Here is a 17,339-nt window from a genome sequence, read left to right on the forward strand (position 1 = left end):
CCGGAAAGGCTCAACGCACTTTTTTACAGATTTTTCACAATCAGGCGGGTTGCAGCTCGGTGACCACTTTGCCGGCGTTCATGCGCACCAGTTGGTCGGCGACGTCGAAGTAACGATCGTCGTGGGAAATGACGATGATGGTCTTGCCCAGACGCTTCAGGTCCGGCAGCAGTTCGGTGTAGAAAATCCGCCGGAACGTCGGGTCCTGGTCGGCGGCCCATTCGTCGAACACCAGCACCGGACGCTCTTCCAGCCACGCATTGATCAACGCCAGACGCTTGCGCTGGCCGGTCGACAGATCGGTGGTGGTGAATGCACCGTCGCGCACGCTGACCTTGTGCGCGATTTCCAGGCGCTCGAGGTATTGGTTGGCGTCTCTCGGAATAGGCGTGTCGCCCTGCACCACGTCATCGAACAGGTAATAGTCGGCGAAGATCGTGGTAAACAACTGGCGATAGTCGTCGCGGGTGAGGGCGGTCACGACCTGGTCGTTGAGGCGGATTTCACCCTGCTGTGGCGCATACAGGCCCAGCAGCAGTTTGATCAGGGTGGTCTTGCCGCAGCCGTTTTCACCGACGATGAAAATGATGTCGCCCTGATCGATCTTCAGGTTCACCGGGCCCAGACGGAACGGCGCAGCGCCTTCCACGGTCGGGAAGCTGTACGAGACATCGGCCAGTTCCAGGCTGTGCACGGGTGTTTTTTTATTGCCCTGATCGCTGAGCAGCAAGTGCGGCTCGGGTGAGGAGAATTGCTCGGACAACTCGGCGATCCGCCGGAACGCGATCTGCGCGCGGCCCACAATCGGCAAAGCCGCCATGACATGTTCCAGCGGACCTTTCATGTACAGCAGCACCAGCACGAAGCCGCTCATCACCGCTTTGTCGGCGCTCGGCCACAGCGATTGCAGGGCCAGCGCCAGGCCGATCACCACAAAGAACAACATCGAGCCGAGGGTCTTGGCGACCACATAGATGTTCACCGAGCGCACCTGGGTGTCGCAGATCTGGTCGGCGGTGGTCTGGATGCCCGAAACGAACATGCGGTGGCGACGCGGACGGTGGATGCGCAGTTCCTTGGCGCCTTCGGCAATCGCGTTGTAGTGCTTTTGCAGGTCGTCTTCATGGTCGCGGGCTTTCATGAAACCCTGCATGCCACGGCCCTGAGCGATGTACTGGATGATTGTGCCGATCAGGACCGCCACCACCATCATCAGGAACATCGGCCACGACAGCATCGCCAGGTAACCCATGCAGCCGAGGGTGACGGTCATGGAAATGGCCAGCGGCGAGAAGGCGAAAGCAAAGTCGCTGATGGTGTCGACGTCGTGGGTCAGCACCGGGATCAGCCGATGACTGCGGTAGCGCTCGATCTGCTCGATGGGTGCCGACAACACTTTTTCGCCCAGCTCTTTGCGCAGCCTGGCGATGATGTGCTGGCCGACGAAGTTGGTGCCGATGTCGGAAAAGATCGAACTGGCCAGGGCCAGCAGGCACAGCCCGGCGAACACCGCGACCACGTTGCTGGTCAGGCCGGCTTCGGAGTGCAGTGCGGTGTTGATCGTCGCCAGCAGCGCCGTGACGCTCAGGCCGCCGACCATGCCGAGCAGGATCGACCCGGCAACGATCAGCCGAAAGGGTTTGAGCAGGGCGAACAATTCATTGATCACCCCGCGTGTTGGTTTGCTCATGGAGGTTCCCTGCGTGAAAGAGCGGCGAAGGCCGGCATCGGCTGCGGGCGTCGCCTGGGTGACGTAGAGGGCAGTGGCGCGTCGCAATGGATCGCGCCATCTTTAGAACGACTGGCGGGAGGGTTAATTTAGCGTGGCGACGGGGCGTTACAGATCCCGCGCGACCCGGAAACCGATCCAGTCGCCGCGCTCGGTCGGCACCAGCGCATTGCGGTTGCCGGAGCGCGAGAACACCGGCGCTTCGCCCCAGTCGTTGCCGCGGATGCGCTTGAATTCGCATTTGCCGGTCAGCCAGGCGCTGCCATCGCTCGGAGCGCCTTCGTAGTTGTCGTTGTAGCAATCGGCGGTCCATTCGTAGACGTTGCCGTGCATGTCGTACACACCGAAGGCGTTGGGCGGGAAGCTGCCGGCCGGCGCGGTGAAGTTGTAGCCGTCGGCTGCGCCGTAGGTGTTGGCATGTTTGGCGATGCTGTATTCCTTGCCCTCATCGAACGGGAAGGGGAACGGGCCAGTGGTGCCGCCGCGGGCGGCGTATTCACGCAGGGATTCACTGACCAGTCGATATGGCTTGCCGGTTTTTTTCGACAGCCAGGCCACGTAGGCGTTGGCCTCGGCGAAGTCCATGCACACCGCCGGGTGCCTGTCGGTGTACTGCTTGCGCGGGTCGCTGCCGGCGTAGTCCGGAACCCCGGCCTTGCATGCGCGCCCCGGGCGATCATCGCCGTCGGGCATTGGGTAGCCGGTGTCCTTGAGGTAGGCGAACCATTCGCCCTTGAGTACCTGGAAGCGGCTGATCGCCAGCGGTTTGGCGAACGTTACCGGGTGCATCGGGCCTTCGTCGGGCTCACGGCCGACTTCGTCTTCCGGCGTGCCCATGGTGAACGTGCCGGTGGGCAGCACGACCATTTCCGGGCAGTCCTTGCAGTCCTTGAACACTTTGCCCGGTGCTGGCGGGGTGGCGGCCTGCACAGCGTTCGGCAGCAGGCTGGCGGCGAGGGCGGCGAACATCAGCGCCGGCAGGGTTTTCAGGGCAGAACGAGGCAGTTCACTGTTCATTTCGAGTCTCGTCAAAAGGAAAAAGGTTCGGCTCACAGCGCCTGATCCAGTACGGCCAGCAGGCGATCGATCTGGGCCTCGTCGTTGAGCAGGCCCGGTGCAGTGCGGATCACCGGGCCGACATCGCGCTCCACGGCATCGGCTACCACCTTGTTGGCCATCAGGTGCGCGGCGATCTTGTCGCAGTCCTTGCCCTTGACCCGGAAGAAGGTGAACCCGGCGGAAAATTCCGGGCTCAACGGCGTGACCAGTTCGATCTGTGGACGCTGCAACAGGCGTTTTTTCAGGTAGCTGTTGAGCTCATGAATGCGCGCCTGCACGTCGGCCTTGCCCAGTTGCAGGTGCAACTTGAACGCCTCGGTCAGCGCCCAGCGATGCTCGAACGAGTGGTAGCCGCCCGGCGTCATGGTGGTGGAGAAGTGTTCGGCCTCGGAAAAGGTCGGGATGATCGGTGTGACGTATTTCACGTCCGCCGTGCGGCTGACCACGATCCCGGTGCCGCGGGGGCCGAACATCCATTTGTGGGTGCCGGCGATGAAGAAATCGCAGTTCATCGCCGGGAAGTTCACGTCTTCCACACCGAAACCGTGCACGCCGTCGACGACATACACGATGCGGTCGGCTTCGCTGCGGCCACGGTTGTGTTTGTCGACCAGCGCACCGATGTCGGCCAGCGGCAGTTTCACGCCGCTGCCCGAATGCACCCAGCACATGCCGAGCACGCGGGTCTGCGGGCGGATGCTGCGGTCGATATTCGCCAGCAGCTCTTGCTTGCTGATCGGGTACGGATCGTTGAACAGACGGATCTTGCGCACCTTGGTGCCGTCACGCTGGGTGCGCAGTTCGAGGATGGTGTGGGTCGCGTAGTGTTCGTGTTCGGTGGTGAGGATTTCCTGATCGGCGCGTACCTGGACACCGCCGTAAATCATCGCCAGCCCTTCGGTGGTGCTGCCGGTCAGGGCAATCTGCCGGGCATCGGCCTGCACGTATTTGCCGGCCCAGGCGCGCACGTCCTCTTCCCGTTTTTCGGTGACGCCGTGGTCCCAGTCCATCGCCAGCCCCGGGTTTTTGTCGAGGGCGGCGCGGTGCATCTCGATTGCTTCGCGCACCGGGCGCGGGTGGCTGGTGACGAGGAAGTTGGAAAAGTGCAGCCAGGCCGGATCCTGATCGAACAACTGCTGCAACTGCGCCCACTTGTTGCGTGGCAGCGCGGCGGCGGTCGAAGCACTGGCGATGTTCGGCAGGCTCGCGCCCAGCGGCAAGGCCGCGGCGAGAAGCCCGGCCTGCTTCAGAAAGTCACGACGGTTGCTCATGGCCTGGCGACTTCCCGGTTCGAAGCGATCGCCGGTCTGGCGGATTTCTCGACCTGATCCCAGACCCGCAGGAAATTGCCGCCCCAGAGCTTGGCGATGTCCGCTTCGGAATAGCCGCGCGACAGCAGTTCAGCGGTGACGTTGCGGATCTCGCCGACGTTCTCCCAGCCTTTGACGCCGCCACCTTCGTTGAAGTCCGAGCTGATGCCGACGTGGTCGATGCCGATCTTGCGCACGGTGTAATCGATGGCGTCGCCCAGGTCCTTGAGGCTGGCTTTGGGCTCTTCTTCGAGGATCGCGTAGAGCTGGCCGGCATACTCGCCGAACTTCTGTTCGGACCAGGCGGAGATGATCGGATCGCCTGGCATCAGAGCCACGGCCAGGTTCGGCAGCGGCGGCAGGTCGAAGCGCTTGCGCAGCTCATTGAGCTTGTCCTGAGTGCCTTGGGTCAGCGGTCGCAGGTACTGCGAGAAGCCGACGATCTGCACCACGCCGCCGCTGTTTTTGATCAGCTGCATTTCCTTGTCGCTGAGGTTGCGCGGGATATCGACCATGGCCCGCGGTGCCGAGTGCGAGGCCACCAGCGGCGTACGGCTCAGTTGTGCGACTTGCTCCAGAGCCTTGGTCGACATTTGCGAGACGTCGATGATCACGCCCAGGTCATTCAGGCGCTTGACCGCTTGCTTGCCGATATCGGAAAGACCGTCGAGGGCGTCCGGCGAGTCATTGAAGAACGGCAGCGGGCGCGACGAGTCGGCCCAGTCGTTGTTGCCGATGTAGCTGAAGCCGAACATGCGCATGCCGCGTGCCGTCCACAGGTCCAGCTGGCTCAGGTCATGGCCTAGCGGGTAGGCGTTGAGCATGCTGATGAAGATCGCGAACTTGCCTTCGCCGTGCAGGCGCCGGAAATCGTTGGCGGTATAGGCGATGCCGACCTGGTTGGGGAAGTCGCGGACCATGCCGGACAGGATCTTGTAGCGGATCTCCTGCTGGTTGCGCGCCTCTTCGACAAAACCGGCGGTGGGCTTGTGCGGGGCGTTCGGGCCGTTCCAGATTTCCGGCCAGCCGAAAATCGTCAGCGCCGCGCCGGACAATCGTCCGCGATTGGCCTTGACCAGGTCGAACTGCTCGCTGCCGTCCTTGTCGATCTCGTTGCCGGTGGTGCCGAAGTTCTGGGTGATGGTGATGTGGCTGTCGAACGAGAGCATGTGCTCGTGCAGTTCTTCGGCTTGCTGCATGATTTTGACCGGGTAGCCCGGATTGTCCTTGAACCCGATATCCCAGACCGCGAAACCGGCACCGGCGCTGATCGCCAGGGCCAGCGGCAGGCCGATGAATAGAGCCTTTTTCGAACGTGGTTTTGTCATTGCCATCTCAGTCAGGTTCGCCGTCGAGGTACAGGCGCAGAGGCCTTTGCTATCTGGGAAGAACGAGCGGGCGCGGCAGAAAATTAGTCCGCCCTGATGGCGCTTAAATTTGTTCGGTCAGCAAACGTTCTAGCTTGGATAAAGCCTGCTTCAGGGCTGAACACAGGTAGGGCAATGAGGATTTCTCGACGATGGTTCATGGCAGGCCTGGCGTTGACCGGCGCTGCCGTACCTGCAGCTTATTTCGGGCATCGTGAATGGACGAAGCCCGACCCGACGATCACGCCCGGCGAGGCGTCTTTCGATGTCGCCGACGTGGCCGGGCAACGTCTGGCGAACGCGTTGCGCGGGGTCTGGACGATCCACTTCACGGGCCGGGATGCCGGCCTGGACGGCTTGCCGACCCAGGGCCTGGAAGTATTCATCGACATCGGCCAGAAAGGCCGGGGCGTGTGTGGCTTTCTCGACACGCCGGAGCGTCTGCGCTCTGCCGACACCCCCCGTTACCGGATTCTCGGCGATCTGGCCGGGGCCGAGGCATCAAAACTGAGTTGGCGACTGTTGGGTGCCGACGGCAGTGTGGACTACGAATTGAACATGATTCTGGATGAGGTCTGGGCCGATTTCGGCAATGCCGGCAGCGGCACCCTCAGCGGCACGGTGCAACGTCTCGACCGCTCGCTGGCCCTGCCGGCCCAGGATCACCGTTTCGTTGCGGTCAAGTGCCTGTTCCCGGAAGCGCGGCAGCGTACGCCGTTGAACCCGACGTTGCTGGCGTGGCTGGTGTCGCCCGAGCACCGGCTGTTTCACCAGGTCTGGCATGCGACGCGGGACAAGTGGCACACCTTGTCGGAAGACAAGCGCAATGCCTTGCGCGGCCTCGGCTGGCAGCCCGGCCCACGCGACCTGGAACGTGATGCCCGTGGTCCGCGCAAGGATCGCAACGGTTCGGGCATCGACTTCTTCTTCATGCACCGACACATGCTCGGCACGGCGCGTTCGATGCAGGATCTGCCGTCCTGGCAGTTCTTCCCGTTGCCGCAGCCGGAACTGATTCGCGACCGTGTCGGGTTCGCCCGTTACTTCGATAACCACGACGGCACCTCGCTGCCGCCGACCTGGCTGGCCGAAGGCGACGACGAGTACGCGCAATGGGTCAGCGACATCAAGACCGCCGAGACCTACCAGAGCAACTTTGAGGTCTGGGAGTCGCAGTACCGCGATCCGCAATATCTGTCGAAGCTGACTCTGGGCCAGTTCGGCTCCGAGGTGGAGCTGGGCCTGCACGACTGGCTGCACATGCGCTGGGCCTCGGTGCCGCGCGATCCCTCCAACGGTCAACCGGTGCCGTTTGCCCGGGATCTGGATGACTTCGCCGCACGCTGGTTCGCCCCGGAAAACGACTTTCTCGGCGACCCGTTTTCGTCTCATGTGAACCCGGTGTTCTGGGCGTTCCATGGCTGGATCGATGACCGGGTGGAGGACTGGTTCCTCGCTCACGAGCGTTTCCATCCGGGCCAGGTCACGCGACTCGAGGTCAACGGTGTGAAATGGTTTGCCCCGGGCCGCTGGGTCGAAGTGGCGGATCCATGGCTCGGTCCGACCACTCACGGTTGCAGCACGGTGCCGGGTTTGCAGGTCGGCAAGTCGGTGGAGATGGACCCGGAAACAATGAAGCTGGCGCTGCGCATCACCTTCGGCGAGGACGAAAAGAAGCTCGAGAGCCTGTTCCGGCGAGTGCCGAAACGGCCGTGGTATGCGCGTCATCTGACGGCGAAGAACAGTCCGTTCTGAGGACTGTGTTGTCGCGCATTCGCGGGCTCGCCCGCGAATGCAATGCGAAGGCGACGCCGTCAGGGCGTCCGCCAGCCTCCACCCAGTGCCTTGTACAACGCCACGCTCGCCTGCAGGCGCGACAGGCGCAGTTGCACATTCAGATCCTGCGCCGCGTACAGCGTGCGCTGGGTTTCCAGCACCGTCAGCCAATCCTCGGCGCCGGCCTGATAGCGGCGCTGGGCGATATCGAACGCCGTCTGCGCCTGATTCAGTTCTTCACTTTGCCATTGCCGCTGTTCATCGAGCCCGCGAATCCCGTTGAGGGCTTTTTCGACGTCGGCGAAACCGTTGATGATCGCCCCGCGATAGGTTTCCAGCAGTTCTTCCTGGCGTGCGGTGGCCTTGTCGCGCTCGGCGCTCAGGCGACCGTTGTTGAAGATCGGTGCGACCAGCCCGGCGGTGAGGTTGTAGAAGGGGCTGCGAATCATGTCGTCGAACTGGTTGGCCCCGGAGCCCAGTTGGGCGGTGAGGGTGACGGTCGGCAGCATGGCGGCGCGGGCGACTTTGACGTCGGCTTCGGCCGCCGCCAGTTGCGCTTCGGCGCGGGCGATGTCCGGGCGACGGCTGAGCAGGTCACTGGGCACGCCGGCGGCGATGGTCGGCCATTGCAGGCGCTCGAACGGTTCGGCGCCGGTCTGCAGCTCCTGCACCGACCGGCCGAGCAGGGCGGCGAGGCTGATCAAGGCGTCACGGGCCTGTTGTTGCACCAGCGGCAGTTGCCGTTGTTGCGCGGCCACCAGACTTTTCTGCTGGGCCAGTTCCAGCGCGGTGGCCGAGCCTGAGTCGTAGCGGGTCTGCACCAGTTTCAGCACGTTCTGCGCGTTGGTCAGGTTCAGTTCGGCGATGCGACTTTGCTCACGCAGCGACAAGGCTTGCGCATAGGTATTGGCCACGCTGCCGAGCAAGGTCAGTTCCACAGTCGCCCGGTCGAACTCGCTGGCTTGCAGGGCAAACTGCGCGCTGTCGCGGGAGGCGCGTTTGCCGCCCCAGAAGTCGATTTCGTAGGACGCGCTCAGGTTGGCATCGAAATAATCCACAGCCTTGTTGCTGCTGTCCGCGTCGAGCTGGGAGTAGCCATTGCCGCGCAGCAGTTTCTGTCGATTGGCGTTGGCCCCGGCCTTGATTTCCGGCAACTGCGAGCCGCCGGCGATCACCGTGCCGGCCTGGGCCTGGCGCACCCGGGCGACGGCGGCCGCGAGGTCGAAGTTGCCGAGGCGGGCCTGTTCGATCAGGCGGTCGAGCTCGGGACTGCCGAACTGTTTCCACCAGTGCGGATCGATGCGGGCGACGCTGGCACCGTGGGGAGATTGCCAGGTCGTGGGCGGTTGCAAGCCGCTGTCGGGACGCTGGGCGGGACTGCCGCAGGCGCTGAGCAACAGGCACACGGTCAACAGGCTGAGGCGCGGTTTCATAGAGCGATCATTCACTGGTAAGGGCCGTGACCGGGTCGAGCCGGGCGGCTTTGCGGGCAGGCATGAAGCCGAAGACAACACCGGTCACGAGGGCGCAGCCGAAGGCGCCGAACACCGCCATCAAGGAAAACGCCACGGCGACTTCGCTGAGCATCAGCACGCCGCCGACGATCAGCGCCAGGGCGATCCCGGCGATCCCGCCGACCACCGAGAGCATCACCGCTTCGGTGAGGAACTGGCGCAGGATGTCCCGTTGCCGGGCGCCGGTGGCCATGCGGATGCCGATCTCGCGGGTGCGTTCGCGCACGGTCATGAGCATGATGTTCATCACGCCGATCCCGCCCACCAGCAGCGAAATGGCAGCAATCGAACCGAGCATCAGCGACAGGGTGTTTTGCGTGCGCGCCTCGGCCTGGATCATCGCGGCGTTGTTGGTCAGCTCGAAATCCTTCTTGCCGTTGTGCAGGCGCAGCATCAATTGTTCGATGGCGTGTTCGGTTTCCTTGACCTTGCGCGCATCGGCCGCGGCAATGGCCACGTATTCCGGATTGCGCGTGCCGAACAGCCGGACGCTGGCGGCGGAGTAGGGGATGGCGATGCGGTCATCGCTGTCCTGATCGCCGGAACTCGCGCCTTTTTCCTGAAGCACACCGACTACCTGGAAGGGCACGTTCTCGATCAGGATGTACTGGCCGATGGGGTTCGGCACATCCTTGAGCAGTTTGTCCCGGACCTTCTTGCCGATCACCGCCACGGCGCTGGCGTTGCGTTCGTCAGCGTCGGTGAAGTAACTGCCTTCGACCACCGGCCAGTTGAAGATCGCCGGGAAGTTGGTGTCATTGCCGCCGACGTAGCTCAGGTGGTCGACGTTGCCGAAACGCACGCCGGCCTCGGCGCCGTTCACCGGCATGATCCGCTTGACCTGCGGCAGGCTGGCCAGCGCCGCCACGTCATCGAGGGTGACGATGCCCGGTGGCGTGCGCGGGTTGGGTGCCGAGCCGCTGAGGTAAATGATGTTCGAGCCGAACGCGCCCATCTGTGCCATGACCTGGCGCTTGCTGCCTTCGCCGACGCCAAGCATGACCACCACCGAGGCTACGCCGATGATGATCCCGAGCAGGGTCAGCGCCGTGCGGAAGCGGTTGATCCACATCACCCGCCAGGCGGCATGCAGGGCGTCCACCAGCTCGCCTTTCCAGGCGCCTGAGGCTTGCGCGCCTTCGCTCAGGCGCTTGCGCAGGTCGACGGCTTGCAAGGCGCCGGGGCGGGCCGTGGTCTGGGCTTCGGGATTGTCCCGGGCGCTGTCGCTGATGATCAGGCCGTCGCGGATCTCGATGATGCGCTTGGCCCGGGCTGCCACTTCGCGGTCGTGGGTGATCAGGATGACCACGTGGCCCTGACTCGCCAGTTCGTCGAGCAGTGCCATGACCTCTTTGCCGCTGTGGCTGTCGAGGGCGCCAGTGGGTTCGTCGGCAAGAATGATGTGGCCGCCGTTCATCAACGCCCGGGCAATCGACACCCGTTGTTGCTGACCGCCGGACAACTGGTGTGGGCGGTTGCCGGTGCGCGAGGCCAGCCCGAGGCGGTCGAGCAGGGCGGCGGCGCGGGCGTGGCGTTCGGCGGCGGGTGTGCCGGCATAGATTGCTGGCATCTCGACGTTTTCCTGGGCTGAACCGGACGGAATCAGGTGATAACCCTGGAACACGAATCCAAAGGCTTCGCGGCGCAGCCAGGCCAGTTCATCGGTGTCGAGGCCGGCGACGTCTTCCCCGGCAAAGCGGTATTCGCCGCAAGTGGGGCGGTCGAGGCAGCCGAGGATGTTCATCAGGGTCGATTTGCCGGAGCCGGACGCGCCGACAATCGCCACGAATTCTCCGGCGTGGATCGACAGGTCGATCCCGCGCAACACATGCACTTCAGGTGCGTCGCCGCCGCCGTAGGATTTGCGGATGTCCTGCAGGTCGATCAGGGGCGTCTGCATTCAGCCTCCGCTGCCATCGGCCGGGCCGACCAACAGGTGATCGCCTTCACTCAAGCCTTCCAGTACCTGGACTTTCAAGCGATCGCTGATGCCGGTGTGCACTTCGCGAAACTGAATCTCGCCATTGGCGGCGATCACCTGGGCGGTCTGCCGGTTTGCCGTGGCAGTGCCTTGCAGGGCGGCGACCGGTGCGGTGAGGACGTCTTTTGCCTGACTGGCGACGAAGAACACCTGGGTGGTCATTTCCGCCATCAAGGCATTGTCGGAGTTGTCGACATCCAGCAGCACGGTGTACAGCACCACCCGGGCGCTGCCACTTTTGCTGGAACTGGCGGGACTGCCGCCGCCCTGGCTGGTCTGGTCCAGCGGCTTGGGCGGCACTGGCAGAATTTGCCGCACGGTGCTGCTCCAGCGCCGGTGGCCGCCACTGAGGGTGGTGAAGTAGGCGGTCATGCCCGGTTTGACGTGGCCGATGTCGGCTTCGGAAACCTCCGCCCACACGGTCATCGGCGACAGCTTGGCGATGCGCAGGATCAGCGGTGTCTGCTGTTGCGCGTTGAGGGTCTGGCCTTCGCGCGCATCGAGAGCAACCACGGTGCCGGCCATCGGCGCATAAATGCGGGTGTAGCCGAGTTCGGCCTGATCGCTGCGCAGGCTGGCTTCGGCCTGACGGATCTGCGCCTGGAACATGTCGATGCGCGCCTGGGTGGCTTTCAGTTCGGCGCGGGCGGTCTGCACATCCTCCTCACGGGTGGCACCACCGGCGGCGAGATGCTGCTGGCGCTGGTATTTCTGCTGTGCCAGTTCGTGCTGTGCCTTCTGTTCCTGCAACTGGGCCTTGAGGTTTTCGATGGAAAAACGTCCGGCGTCGAGTTTGGCTTTCTGGGTCGAGGGGTCGATCTCCACCAACAGTTGGCCTTCCTTGACCACATCGCCGACTTCCACGTGGATCTTCTGGATCTGCCCCGACGCCTGAGCGCCGACGTCCACATAACGCCGAGGTTGCAGGGTGCCGAGTGCGGTGACGCTGCTTTCGATATCGCCACGGGTCACTTGCACCGTGGCGAATTTGTCCCGGCCGGGCGGCAGGATCTGCCAGGCGGCGTAGGCCGCGACGGGGATCAGACAAAGGGCTGCGAGCAGGGCGCGTCGGGCGGGGCGGGGACGTTTCATGCAGGGTTCCGGCCAGTGGAAATCGGCCCGTCGTTCAGCACGCATGCACAGGATCGGGCACCGTTGAACGCTGCCGCAGGGCGCGGCAGACACGGGGAGCTGTCCTGTTAACGATGAAAGCGGAACGGAATTTAAGCGGCGACACAGGTTGTTACAGCAATCTGAAGGTATAGCCGGACACAATTTGTCGGGCAACGACAAACACTACTTTAAATCTATATGAGAATTACTATAAATTACGCACCTCAAGTTGCCACTATCTTGCTACTGCCTCGTGCGGCTCAGCAGAACGGTGTGCTCAAGGACAGAACCCGCACTCAAGCGGCCGGGAGTCATGTTGGAAAACTACTATCGTGAGCTGGTGTGTTTCCTGAACGCCAGGCTCGGCAACCGACAGGTGGCCGAAGATGTGGTGCATGACGCTTATGTGCGGGTGCTGGAGCGTTCCAGCGACACGCCCATCGAACAACCCCGGGCCTTCCTTTATCGCACCGCGCTGAATCTGGTGATCGACGACCATCGGCGCAACGCCCTGCGTCAGGTCGAATCCCTGGAAGTGCTCGACAGCGAGGAGCGTTTTTTCACCCCGTCCCCCCACAGCACCCTCGACCATGGCCAGCGCCTGGACATGATGCAGCGTGCACTGGCCGAGCTTGCGCCGCTGTGTCGCGAAAGTTTTCTGCTGCGCAAGATCGAGGGCCTGTCGCACCCCGAGATCGCCGAACGCCTTGGCATTTCCAAGGCGCTGGTGGAAAAGCACATCGTCAACGCCATGAAGCATTGCCGCCTGCGAATCAAACAATGGGATGCCCATTGAGCCGTCGTCGTTAAATTTTATTTCACTGTCCTCGTTCCTACTCAACAGACGACCTGCTGTCCTGCTCCGGGCCGGCCGGTCACCCAAGCTCTTCCTCCGCGCTGTTCGGGGGGTTCATCCAGAGGACACTGGAAATGACACAGGCAATTGCATCGCCCATCGTTCACGACCTGATCGGCGTCGGTTTCGGCCCTTCGAACCTGGCGCTGGCCATCGCTCTGCAGGAGCGAGCCCCGACCCTGGGCGAGCTGGATGTGCTGTTTCTCGACAAGCAACCGACCTACAGCTGGCACGGCAACACCCTGTCGACTCAGAGCGAGTTGCAGATTTCCTTCCTCAAGGATCTGGTGACCCTGCGCAATCCGACGAGCCCGTATTCGTTCGTCAATTACCTCAAGCATCACGGTCGTCTGGTGGACTTCATCAACCTCGGCACCTTTTACCCATGCCGCATGGAGTACAACGACTATCTGCGCTGGGTCGCCGCGCAGTTCACCGAACAGAGCCGTTATGGCGAAGAAGTGCTGACCATCGAGCCCGTGCTGCACAACCATCAGGTCGAAGCGCTGCGGGTGATTTCCCGTGGGACGGACGGCCAGCAATTCGTCCGCACTGCGCGTTCGGTGGTGGTCAGCGCCGGCGGTACGCCGCGCATTCCTGAATCCTTCAAGGCGCTCAAGGGCGATGCCCGGGTATTCCACCATTCGCAGTACCTGGCCGAGATGGCCAGGCAGCCGTGCGTGAACAACAAACCGATGAGCATTGCGATCATCGGCGGTGGTCAGAGCGCGGCGGAAGCCTTCATCGACCTGAACGATTCGTTCCCGTCGGTGCAGGTCGACATGATCCTGCGCGGCTCGGCCCTGAAACCGGCGGACGACAGCCCGTTCGTCAACGAAGTGTTCTCGCCGGAATTCACCGACCTGATCTTCCAGCAGAAGAGCAGCGAGCGTGAGCGTCTGGTCAACGAGTACCACAACACCAACTACTCGGTGGTGGACATTGACCTGATCGAGCGCATCTACGGCATCTTCTATCGTCAGAAAGTCTCCGGTGTTGCGCGTCATGCGTTCCGCACCCTGACCACCGTCGAGAAAGCCACCGCCACCGAACGCGGCATCGAACTGGCGGTGCGCAACAACGCCACCGGTGAAGTCACCGTGCGTGTCTACGACGCCGTGGTGCTGGCCACCGGTTACGAGCGTCAGATGCACCGCAAACTGCTGGCGCCGCTGGAAGAGTACCTGGGTGACTTCGAGGTCGATCGCAACTACAAACTGATCACCGACGAGCGCTGCAAGGCCGGTCTGTACATGCAGGGCTTCTGCCAGGCCAGCCATGGTCTGAGCGATACGCTGTTGTCGATCCTGCCGATCCGCGCGGACGAAATTGCCGGCTCGCTGTATGAGCACGGAAAAAACCGTGGGCACAGCCGTTCGGTGATGGATCTGTTGCTGGCCACCGCCAGCTGATCGTCCTTTCAGCCTGATCGTTCCCACGCTGCGTGGGAACGATCCTGAAGGCAATCCTGAACCCTTCCTGAACACCCGCCACATTCCCCGACACACTTCTTTTTGCGGGTTTACTCTCCAGACATCGGGGCGTAAGCTTCGCGCGTTTTCATCAATAGCGGAGACCCACAGTGGGTACTTGTTCGAGTGACAGTTGTCGGCCGGTCCTTGTAACCGGCAGATTCTCGGCAAGATAACGCGCATTCCTTTGTGCCGTTGTCTCGCCGAACAGCGAGCAGCGGCATCCCGATCATGGTCAGTTGAGACCCTGTCCCGAAGTCCTTCTCATCGACGCTGAAAAGAGCGTGGTTTCGACTTTTTCGTCGCAATCGCAGCCCTATCGACACGCCTGTCTTTTTTGACTGGCGCGCCAACCCTTGCCGTGCCGGTTTTTCGGTGCAAGAGGGCTGGACGTACCTGCTCGACGGTTTCCCGGCTGACCATAGGGGCAACAGCCATGAAACTTACGCTCAAGGAATTTTTCGCAGGCTTCCTGCGTACACGCCACATCGCCCGGCACTTCCGTCGCCTGGCGTTGCTGGAAACCCTCAAAGACACCACGGTCAGCCGTGAAGTGCCACCCACCCTGGCCAATACGCTGGTGGACGCCGCCCATTGCGACAGCGGCGTGCTGCTGTCGAACCTCGGCACGCACACCGACGGCCTCACGGATTTTGAAGTCGATGCGCTGCGGGCGCAGCACGGCCTCAACGAAGTCGAGCACGAGCAACCGCTGCCGTGGTGGACCCACCTGTGGCATTGCTACAAAAATCCGTTCAACCTGCTGCTGACTTTGTTGGCGGTGATCTCGTGGCTGACCGATGACCTGAAAGCCGCCACCGTGATCTTCTCCATGGTGGTGCTCTCGACTCTGCTGCGCTTCTGGCAGGAAAGCAAATCCAACCAGGCCGCCGATGCGCTCAAGGCCATGGTGAGCAACACCGCCACGGTGATGCGCCGGGACGAACCGCGTATCGAACTGCCGATCAAGCAACTGGTGCCGGGTGATCTGATCGTGCTCTCGGCCGGTGACATGATTCCTGCCGATTGCCGGGTGCTGAGCGCCAAGGATCTGTTCGTCAGCCAGGCGGCGATGACCGGTGAATCGATGCCGGTAGAGAAATTCCCCCGTCAGGCGGATCGCGATACGCGCAACCCGCTGGAACTCCACAACATCCTGTTCATGGGCACCAACGTGGTGTCCGGCACGGCGGTGGCGGTGATTCTCACCACCGGCAACAACACCTACTTCGGTGCGCTGGCCCTGCGGGTCGGGGCGACTGATCGCGCGGTGACTTCGTTCCAGCAAGGCGTGAACAAAGTCAGCTGGCTGTTGATCCGCTTCATGTTCGTCATGGCGCCGCTGGTGTTGTTCATCAACGGTTTCACCAAGGGTGACTGGACCGAAGCGCTGCTGTTCGCGCTGTCGATTGCCGTGGGCCTGACCCCGGAAATGCTGCCGATGATCGTCACCTCGACCCTGGCCAAAGGTGCGGTGTTCCTGTCGCGCAAGAAAGTCATCGTCAAACGCCTGGACGCGATCCAGAACTTCGGCGCCATGGACGTCCTGTGCACCGACAAGACCGGCACGTTGACCCAGGACAAGATTTTCCTGGCGCGCAATGTCGACGTCTGGGGCGAAGACTCCGACGACGTGCTGGAAATGGCCTATCTGAACAGCTACTACCAGACCGGCCTGAAAAACCTGCTCGATGTGGCGGTGCTGGAACACGTGGAGATCCACCGTGAGCTGAAGGTCGGCACGGCATATCGCAAGGTCGACGAGATCCCGTTCGACTTCAATCGCCGGCGCATGTCGGTCGTGGTGGAAGGACACGGCCAACCGCATCAGTTGATCTGCAAAGGCGCGGTGGAAGAAGTGTTGTCGGTGTGCACCCGGGTTCGTCACGGTGAAGTCGACGAAGCCTTGAGCGATGAATTGCTGGCGAGAATTCGTCAGGTAACAGCAGCATTCAACGCTGAAGGCTTGCGCGTGGTAGCGGTGGCGGCACGGTCGATGCCTGAAGGTCGCGACACTTACAGCCTGGGCGACGAGCAGGAATTGACGCTGATCGGTTACGTGGCATTCCTCGATCCTCCGAAGGAAAGCACCGCACCGGCGCTCAAGGCCCTGGCCGAACACGGCGTGGCCGTGAAAGTGCTGACCGGCGACAACGAACTGGTGACCGCCAAGATCTGCCGCGAAGTGGGTCTTGCCCAGCAAGGCCTGTTGATGGGCAACGACATCGAGCGCATGAGCGACGCGCAACTGGCAGTGGCGGTGGAAACCACCAACGTGTTCGCCAAGCTGACACCGACCCACAAGGAACGCATCGTGCGCATCCTCAAGGGCAACGGCCACGTGGTCGGGTTCATGGGCGACGGCATCAACGACGCACCGGCCTTGCGCACTGCGGACATCGGTATTTCCGTGGACAGCGCGGTGGACATCGCCAAGGAAGCGGCCGACATCATCCTGCTGGAAAAGAGCCTGATGGTGCTGGAGGAGGGCGTACTGGAAGGGCGTCGGACCTTCGCCAACATGCTCAAGTACATCAAGATGACCGCCAGCTCGAACTTCGGCAACGTGTTCTCGGTACTGGTGGCCAGTGCGTTCATTCCGTTTCTGCCGATGCTGCCGATGCACCTGCTGGTGCAGAACCTGCTGTATGACATTTCGCAGATCGCGATCCCGTTCGACAACGTCGATGACGAGATGCTGAAACAGCCGCAGCGCTGGCAGCCAGGGGATGTCGGGCGCTTCATGCTGTTCTTCGGCCCGATCAGTTCGATCTTCGACATCACAACGTTCGCCTTGATGTGGTACGTGTTCGATGCCAACACCCCGGATCACCAGACCCTGTTCCAGTCCGGCTGGTTCGTGGTCGGGCTGCTGACCCAGACGCTGATCGTGCACATGATCCGCACGCCGAAGATTCCGTTCCTGCAAAGCCGCGCGGCCATGCCGTTGCTGGTGATGACCGCAATCATCATGGCCGTGGGCATCTTCCTGCCGATGGGGCCGCTGGCGCACTACTTCAAACTGCAGGCGCTGCCGTCGATGTACTTCGTGTTCCTGCCGGTGATCCTGCTGGCGTACATGGCACTGACCCAAGCCGTGAAAGGCTTCTACATCCGTCGCTTCGGCTGGCAGTAACAGGAAAGATTCCCCCCTTGTGGGAG

At 62.5% G+C, this 17,339-nt stretch carries 11 protein-coding genes; 4 read left to right on the forward strand and 7 right to left on the reverse strand.

The window, feature by feature from the left end; all coding sequences use genetic code 11:
* Positions 1–40: 40 nt before the first annotated feature.
* From NE357_RS09460 to pvdM, 4 genes are all read right to left on the reverse strand, one after another.
* Positions 41–1,690, reverse strand: a complete 1,650-nt coding sequence (locus tag NE357_RS09460; protein ID WP_169429613.1) for a cyclic peptide export ABC transporter — start codon at positions 1,688–1,690, stop codon at positions 41–43.
* A 147-nt stretch (positions 1,691–1,837) separates the two neighbouring features.
* Positions 1,838–2,746, reverse strand: a complete 909-nt coding sequence (gene pvdO / locus NE357_RS09465) for a dihydropyoverdine dehydrogenase (protein WP_169429614.1) — start codon at positions 2,744–2,746, stop codon at positions 1,838–1,840.
* 32 nt (positions 2,747–2,778) lie between these two features.
* On the reverse strand, positions 2,779–4,059 hold the full coding sequence (gene pvdN / locus NE357_RS09470; RefSeq protein WP_169429615.1) for a pyoverdine-tailoring periplasmic protein PvdN: 1,281 nt from the start codon (positions 4,057–4,059) through the stop codon (positions 2,779–2,781).
* Positions 4,056–5,426: a pyoverdine-tailoring dipeptidase-like protein PvdM gene (pvdM, locus tag NE357_RS09475; RefSeq protein ID WP_169429616.1), complete on the reverse strand. Its 1,371-nt coding sequence runs from the start codon at positions 5,424–5,426 to the stop codon at positions 4,056–4,058. The genes pvdN and pvdM overlap by 4 nt, the downstream gene beginning before the upstream one ends.
* A 174-nt stretch (positions 5,427–5,600) precedes the next feature.
* Between pvdM and pvdP the strand changes: the two genes are divergently transcribed.
* The gene (gene pvdP / locus NE357_RS09480; protein ID WP_169429617.1) at positions 5,601–7,220 is read left to right on the forward strand and encodes a pyoverdine maturation tyrosinase PvdP; all 1,620 of its coding nucleotides are present in this window, start codon (positions 5,601–5,603) and stop codon (positions 7,218–7,220) included.
* Between the two features lie 59 nt (positions 7,221–7,279).
* Here the strand turns inward: pvdP and NE357_RS09485 are convergent, their stop codons facing one another.
* From NE357_RS09485 to NE357_RS09495, 3 genes are read right to left on the reverse strand one after another with little or no spacing between them, the layout of a single operon-like run.
* Complete coding sequence (locus tag NE357_RS09485) at positions 7,280–8,674, reverse strand: efflux transporter outer membrane subunit (protein ID WP_169429618.1); 1,395 nt, start codon at positions 8,672–8,674, stop codon at positions 7,280–7,282.
* Between the two features lie 7 nt (positions 8,675–8,681).
* A complete protein-coding gene (locus tag NE357_RS09490) occupies positions 8,682–10,655 on the reverse strand; it encodes a MacB family efflux pump subunit (RefSeq protein WP_169429619.1) in 1,974 nt (657 codons plus the stop codon).
* Positions 10,656–11,828 (reverse strand): efflux RND transporter periplasmic adaptor subunit, encoded by a 1,173-nt coding sequence (locus NE357_RS09495; protein ID WP_169429620.1) that lies wholly within the window; start codon positions 11,826–11,828, stop codon positions 10,656–10,658.
* Between the two features lie 334 nt (positions 11,829–12,162).
* Here NE357_RS09495 and NE357_RS09500 point away from each other — a divergent pair, with 334 nt between their 5' ends.
* The 3 genes from NE357_RS09500 (at position 12,163) to mgtA (ending at position 17,313) form a co-directional block, all read left to right on the forward strand.
* A complete protein-coding gene (locus NE357_RS09500; RefSeq protein WP_169429621.1) occupies positions 12,163–12,645 on the forward strand; it encodes a sigma-70 family RNA polymerase sigma factor in 483 nt (160 codons plus the stop codon).
* A 134-nt stretch (positions 12,646–12,779) separates the two neighbouring features.
* Positions 12,780–14,117 carry a lysine N(6)-hydroxylase/L-ornithine N(5)-oxygenase family protein gene (locus NE357_RS09505; protein WP_169429622.1) on the forward strand — a complete coding sequence of 446 codons (1,338 nt, stop codon included), beginning with the start codon at positions 12,780–12,782 and terminating at the stop codon, positions 14,115–14,117.
* A gap of 496 nt (positions 14,118–14,613) precedes the next feature.
* A complete protein-coding gene (gene mgtA / locus NE357_RS09510; RefSeq protein WP_169429623.1) occupies positions 14,614–17,313 on the forward strand; it encodes a magnesium-translocating P-type ATPase in 2,700 nt (899 codons plus the stop codon).
* Positions 17,314–17,339 lie beyond the last annotated feature (26 nt).

The organism is Pseudomonas sp. G7(2022) (genome assembly GCF_052660475.1).

Coding starts and splice junctions, on each gene's coding strand:
- pvdO (WP_169429614.1), bottom strand. CDS start 2,746: ATGAACAGTGAACTGCCTCGTTCTGCCCTGAAAACCCTGCCGGCGCTG.
- NE357_RS09490 (WP_169429619.1), bottom strand. CDS start 10,655: ATGCAGACGCCCCTGATCGACCTGCAGGACATCCGCAAATCCTACGGC.
- NE357_RS09460 (WP_169429613.1), bottom strand. CDS start 1,690: ATGAGCAAACCAACACGCGGGGTGATCAATGAATTGTTCGCCCTGCTC.
- NE357_RS09495 (WP_169429620.1), bottom strand. CDS start 11,828: ATGAAACGTCCCCGCCCCGCCCGACGCGCCCTGCTCGCAGCCCTTTGT.
- NE357_RS09500 (WP_169429621.1), top strand. CDS start 12,163: ATGTTGGAAAACTACTATCGTGAGCTGGTGTGTTTCCTGAACGCCAGG.
- pvdN (WP_169429615.1), bottom strand. CDS start 4,059: ATGAGCAACCGTCGTGACTTTCTGAAGCAGGCCGGGCTTCTCGCCGCG.
- NE357_RS09505 (WP_169429622.1), top strand. CDS start 12,780: ATGACACAGGCAATTGCATCGCCCATCGTTCACGACCTGATCGGCGTC.
- pvdP (WP_169429617.1), top strand. CDS start 5,601: ATGAGGATTTCTCGACGATGGTTCATGGCAGGCCTGGCGTTGACCGGC.
- NE357_RS09485 (WP_169429618.1), bottom strand. CDS start 8,674: ATGAAACCGCGCCTCAGCCTGTTGACCGTGTGCCTGTTGCTCAGCGCC.
- mgtA (WP_169429623.1), top strand. CDS start 14,614: ATGAAACTTACGCTCAAGGAATTTTTCGCAGGCTTCCTGCGTACACGC.
- pvdM (WP_169429616.1), bottom strand. CDS start 5,426: ATGACAAAACCACGTTCGAAAAAGGCTCTATTCATCGGCCTGCCGCTG.